We start from the raw sequence: 4,570 nt of genomic DNA on the forward strand, positions 1-4,570 counted from the left end.
CTTCTGACCATTTTTGAATTGCTGCAGCAATTTCTTTTACAGGCTGAATTACACCGGTTTCATTATTTACAGCCATTACGCAGACCATAAGAGTATCTTTTGTAAGAAGAGCAGTAACTGCATCAGGGGTAATTACACCGTCTTTATCTGCTGGGATATATTCAACATTACAACCGGCTTTTTTTATTTCCTCCCCCATTTCGCGGAGGGCAGGATGTTCAATTGAACTGATAAGAACAGTACCTTTTGAAGGTTTATTTAAAACTGAAAGAAGGGCTATATGATCGCTTTCTGTACCGCCGGAAGTAAAAAATACAGTTTCTGCCTTTACTCCAAGAGCAAGGGCTGCTTCATTTCTTGCATTTTCAAGAAGAGCTTTTGCATTTTTTCCGGCCCCATGGGTACTTGAAGGGTTAGCCCAGTCATCAAGGGTAAGTTCAAGAGCCTGTCTAAGAATATCTTTATCACTGGGGCTTGTTGCGGCCCAGTCAAAATAATGCTCAAAATCTGTCATTTCTGCTTTGCCTACTTTAAAACCGAAAGAATATCAGAATCAGCGACTTCTTCAATAACAGTATCCTGTAAGCCCTTCTGAATGATAAGGCGGACTTTTTCTGTAAGGTTCTTTTTATCCTTGTGCATTACGTTTAAAAGGCGCTCACCTATTCCGCCGCCGTAAACAACACCAGGAATTGCTGCAGTTTCCCAACCGTAGAGCTTAAGAATATCAAAAATCTCTGTCATAAAAGCTTCGCGGCAATATTCTTTTTTAAAGCTGAGGGCAACGGCACGTCCAATTCCCCAGGCAACGGCAGCCCCATGGGTAATTTTTCCCAGTCCTGCAACGCTTTCAAGGGCATGACCAAAGGTATGACCAAGGTTTAAAGTTGCGCGTATTCCCTGCTCTGTAAAATCTTTTTCTACAACTGCAGCTTTTGCGCGAACGCTCTTATTTATAATTGTCTGAAGGGTCTCTGGGTCGCGGGCATTAATCTTTTCAGCTTCATTTTTGAAGATATAGTACATTTCCTTATCAAAAAGAAGGGCTGTTTTAAATGCCTCTGCAAGGCCTGAATTATACTGATTTTCAGGAAGATACTGAACAAACTCCGGCCAGTAGTAAAGTCTTCTTGCAGGGAAGAAGGAACCAATCATATTTTTGTAAGTCTGATAGTCGCAGCCGGTTTTACCACCGATTGAAGCATCTACCATAGCAAGGAGAGTTGTCGGAACAAGTTCTACTGCAGCACCGCGCTTAAAAACAGAGGCAGCAAAGGCTGTAAGGTCGCAGATTACTCCACCACCGATTCCTACAAAGAGGTCTTTACGTGAAAAACCAGCTTCAAGGGCGGCCGTTATAATAGAAAGAACGCTTTCTACCGTTTTAAAAGGTTCTCCTGAACCAAGAATCAAAAGACAGTCATTTCCACATACGCCGTCATCAAACTTTTCTGTAAAGTCCTTCATGCATTCAAGACTTGCAACCGTTGCATCTGTAACGAAAAATCGTTTACAAGGGGCATCTTGGGCACCCGGATTATAAACAGAGACTAAATCAGGTTTTCCTGCCAAAAATGTAATTTCTGATTTTTCAGTTCCAGCGTGAATAGACGGGTAAGAGATTTGAAATGTATCTTTTTTCATATTGAACGTAGTTTAACGTTTTTAATATTTAAAAGAAAGTCTTTGAATTGGGGAAACTCCGATTTCGTGACAGATTTTGCGGTGGGCAGCCGTTGGATAGCCCTTATGCTTTGCATAGCCGTACTGAGGGTAAAGCTTATCCATTTCAAGCATAAAACGGTCCCTTTCATTTTTGGCTAAGATACTGGCAGCCATAACTGGAGGATATTTTCCGTCTGCCTTTGGCTCGCAGCGGCATTCAATCTCAAGCTCCGGGCAGCGGTTTCCATCTGTCATACCGGAAAGTTCTACATCCTCATAATTAATATTATTACGCTGGCACCAGGCAGGAAGTTTTTCCAGAAGCTTATTAAAGGCCCTCTTCATTGCAAGCATAGAGGCTTCTAAAATATTAATCTGATCTATCTCTTTTTCATCGCAAAAGGCAATTCCATAGCAGGCCTTTTCTTTTATTACAAGTTCTGCTGCAAGGCGTTTTTTTTCTGAAAGCTTTTTTGAGTCGTTTAAAATATCTGTGGAAAAATCAGGAGGTAAGATTGCGGCAGCGGCATAAACAGGACCTGCAAGTGGACCACGCCCTGCTTCATCAAAGCCGACCTGTAAAATAACTTTAGTCGGCATAGTCTGAATTATCCAGTTCTTTTAATACAGAATCTTTATTTGCAAAAATCATTACAAAGCCTTCCGGAGTTTTTGGAAGCTGGCATTTGTAAACATTGCGTTCAAAATCACCCTTTGCGCCAAAAAGTTCTGCTATTCGACCGGTTCTTGCAGAAACCTTAAGCTGATTATTAATTGAATCAACATTTCCCTGTGTTGCGGAAATTACGACACTTGTATCGGCGCTGGTATTAATCACAGAATCCTTGATTATCAGATAGGAATTAAGGCTTGAAATAAAGGAAGAATAAGCAACTGCATTTACAGAAACAATGCTGTCAAAAACCTTTACAACGCCAGAGCTTGCATCAATGACTGTTCCGTTTTTAGAAAAATCTGCAGAAAGTTCGCAGTTTTTTAACTCCAGAGTTCCGTTATTAAGAGAGAAAAGCGGAACTATTTTTGACTCGGCAGCAGAATTTTCTTTCTGTATGCGGATATTATTCAAGGTTAATGCCGCATTATCAACTTCAAGAGAAGAGTCCTTATTAAATACAAGAAGGGCATTTCCATCATTTAAGATTTCGCAGTCGGCAAGCAGGCGGACAGCTTCTTCCGGGAAGTCTGCACTTCCCTTAATTCTAAGGCGAACAGAAGTACATTTGTTAATATCTTCCAGACATTCCTTGATATTATTGTAAGGATGAGCAGCAGATCCGTCTGCATTTTTTCCAGAGGCTGAAGAATCAAAGAAATAATTGTAAGAGTCAATTATTAAAGAATATTCTACCAGCTGGCTTGTGGTAATTTCATTCTGGGAATAGGCCTGAATCTTATAAAAAAGAGCACCTGCATCATTCGGGGTAAATTCATAAGAAAAACCTGCCGGCTTTACTTCCTTAAAATTACCCACAGAAGTCTGTTTAAGCGCCTCTATTACTTCATCATTGAGCTTTGTAACATCCTTAATCAAAAGAGGACGGCTAACAGCAACAAAAAGCTGATTTTTATCAGCAGTTTCGATATTAACCTTTACGTTATGACGTGAATAAAAGCCTTCAAAATCTGAAATGATTTTTGGAGCCTGAGGAGCCCTCTTATCGATAGAATAATCAACAGAAAGCTCACCCTGATAAACTGAACTTGAAAAAAGTCCAACCTTCAAAGAGCCCTGAGCGTTATCGCCGTAAAAAACATCTGCTCCCAGCTGGGAATAAAGCTCTGAATAGCGGTTATTTTCTCCCTTTACGCTCATCGTGTAAGAGGAATCTCCGGCAATAATAAAACTGATAGTTCCATCAGGTTCAACTACAGACTGAAGTTTTGGCTTTGCAGGAAGAATACAAAAATCAATTGCACTTCCCTTCTGATAATCTACGCTTTGCCAGGAAACAATGTGAGGACGGGAACGGTCAATTGTCCTGTTTTCAAGCGGCAGAGACCAGTATTCATCATCAATTTTATAAAGAAGATTTTTGTCTGTAAAAACAATAGTTTCCCAGTCTTCAATCTTTACAGGAACCGTACGGGTATTGTTCAGACCTGCAACATGAGGAAAAGTTTTGATTACAAAGCGCCAGGATTTTCCGCCTTCAGCAGGACGGACAACACAAGGAACATAGCGGGAAAGTACGTTCTTCTCGCTTATAGACAAATCCATTCCCCGCATAAATTCAAGGGAATTATTCATCTTAAAATTAAGCTCTGAAGGAATTGAAAAAACAGTGCCCGAAGTATAGTTTACGACTCCGGAATCATAGAATTTTGAAATAAATTCTGAATAAGGCTTATCCTTTGCTGAGTCAGGATTTACAGAATAGCGGACTTCGATGCTTTCTCCAGAACCGTCGGGATGCACATGAGATATTTTTAAGTTTACATCCCCTTCAGCATCAATAAGAACCGGACGGTCATAGAAAAAACCGAAATTAACAGGATTTGAGCCGTCTACCGAATAATAGTATTCTCCGGGATCAGAAGTATCAAGCACCAGCATCTGCTTATTTGCCCAGACACCCTTGGCAGGATTAATCACAGTGATATTTGCAAAAAGATTTACACCAGCCGCATACATGAGAAAAATCACACATGATACAAGTTTCCTGATACTTCTTTTCATCAGCTTTGCCTTTTTTTTATTTTCCTAATAAGGCCCCAGAATATCGCGGAGTTCAGGGTCATCCTTATAATAATGAGTTTCGAGCTCTTCAGCAGTAAGCCCGATAAGCTCATGACTTGCATAGTGAATCCAGCGGTTTTCATCTGGATTATTGATTTCGAACTTACGGCAGTAATAATCCGGCTGAATAGGAAGATTTGCATGGCC

The 4,570-nt window shown here is 40.5% G+C and carries 4 protein-coding genes and 1 pseudogene; all 5 read right to left on the minus strand.

Features of this window, described 5'->3' with window-relative positions; genetic code table 11:
* The coding region (locus tag MSI_RS13010; protein ID WP_039925011.1) for an aminotransferase class V-fold PLP-dependent enzyme at nucleotides 1-514 on the minus strand (514 nt) is incomplete at its 3' end.
* 11 nt (nucleotides 515-525) lie between these two features.
* On the minus strand, nucleotides 526-1,644 hold the full coding sequence (locus MSI_RS13015; RefSeq protein ID WP_009107894.1) for a 3-dehydroquinate synthase family protein: 1,119 nt from the start codon (nucleotides 1,642-1,644) through the stop codon (nucleotides 526-528).
* A gap of 21 nt (nucleotides 1,645-1,665) precedes the next feature.
* Complete coding sequence (locus MSI_RS13020) at nucleotides 1,666-2,265, minus strand: ribonuclease HII (RefSeq protein WP_009107896.1); 600 nt, start codon at nucleotides 2,263-2,265, stop codon at nucleotides 1,666-1,668.
* A complete protein-coding gene (locus MSI_RS13025; RefSeq protein WP_009107898.1) occupies nucleotides 2,255-4,363 on the minus strand; it encodes a chitobiase/beta-hexosaminidase C-terminal domain-containing protein in 2,109 nt (702 codons plus the stop codon). The genes MSI_RS13020 and MSI_RS13025 overlap by 11 nt, the downstream gene beginning before the upstream one ends.
* Nucleotides 4,364-4,387: 24 nt before the next feature.
* Nucleotides 4,388-4,570: pseudogene (locus MSI_RS14770) on the minus strand (phosphoribosyltransferase); the annotation flags it as partial.

This window comes from Treponema sp. JC4 (assembly GCF_000260795.1).
In the GTDB taxonomy this organism is placed as follows: Bacteria; Spirochaetota; Spirochaetia; order Treponematales; family Treponemataceae; genus Treponema_D.

Coding starts and splice junctions, on each gene's coding strand:
- MSI_RS13015 (WP_009107894.1), bottom strand. CDS start 1,644: ATGAAAAAAGATACATTTCAAATCTCTTACCCGTCTATTCACGCTGGA.
- MSI_RS13020 (WP_009107896.1), bottom strand. CDS start 2,265: ATGCCGACTAAAGTTATTTTACAGGTCGGCTTTGATGAAGCAGGGCGT.
- MSI_RS13025 (WP_009107898.1), bottom strand. CDS start 4,363: ATGAAAAGAAGTATCAGGAAACTTGTATCATGTGTGATTTTTCTCATG.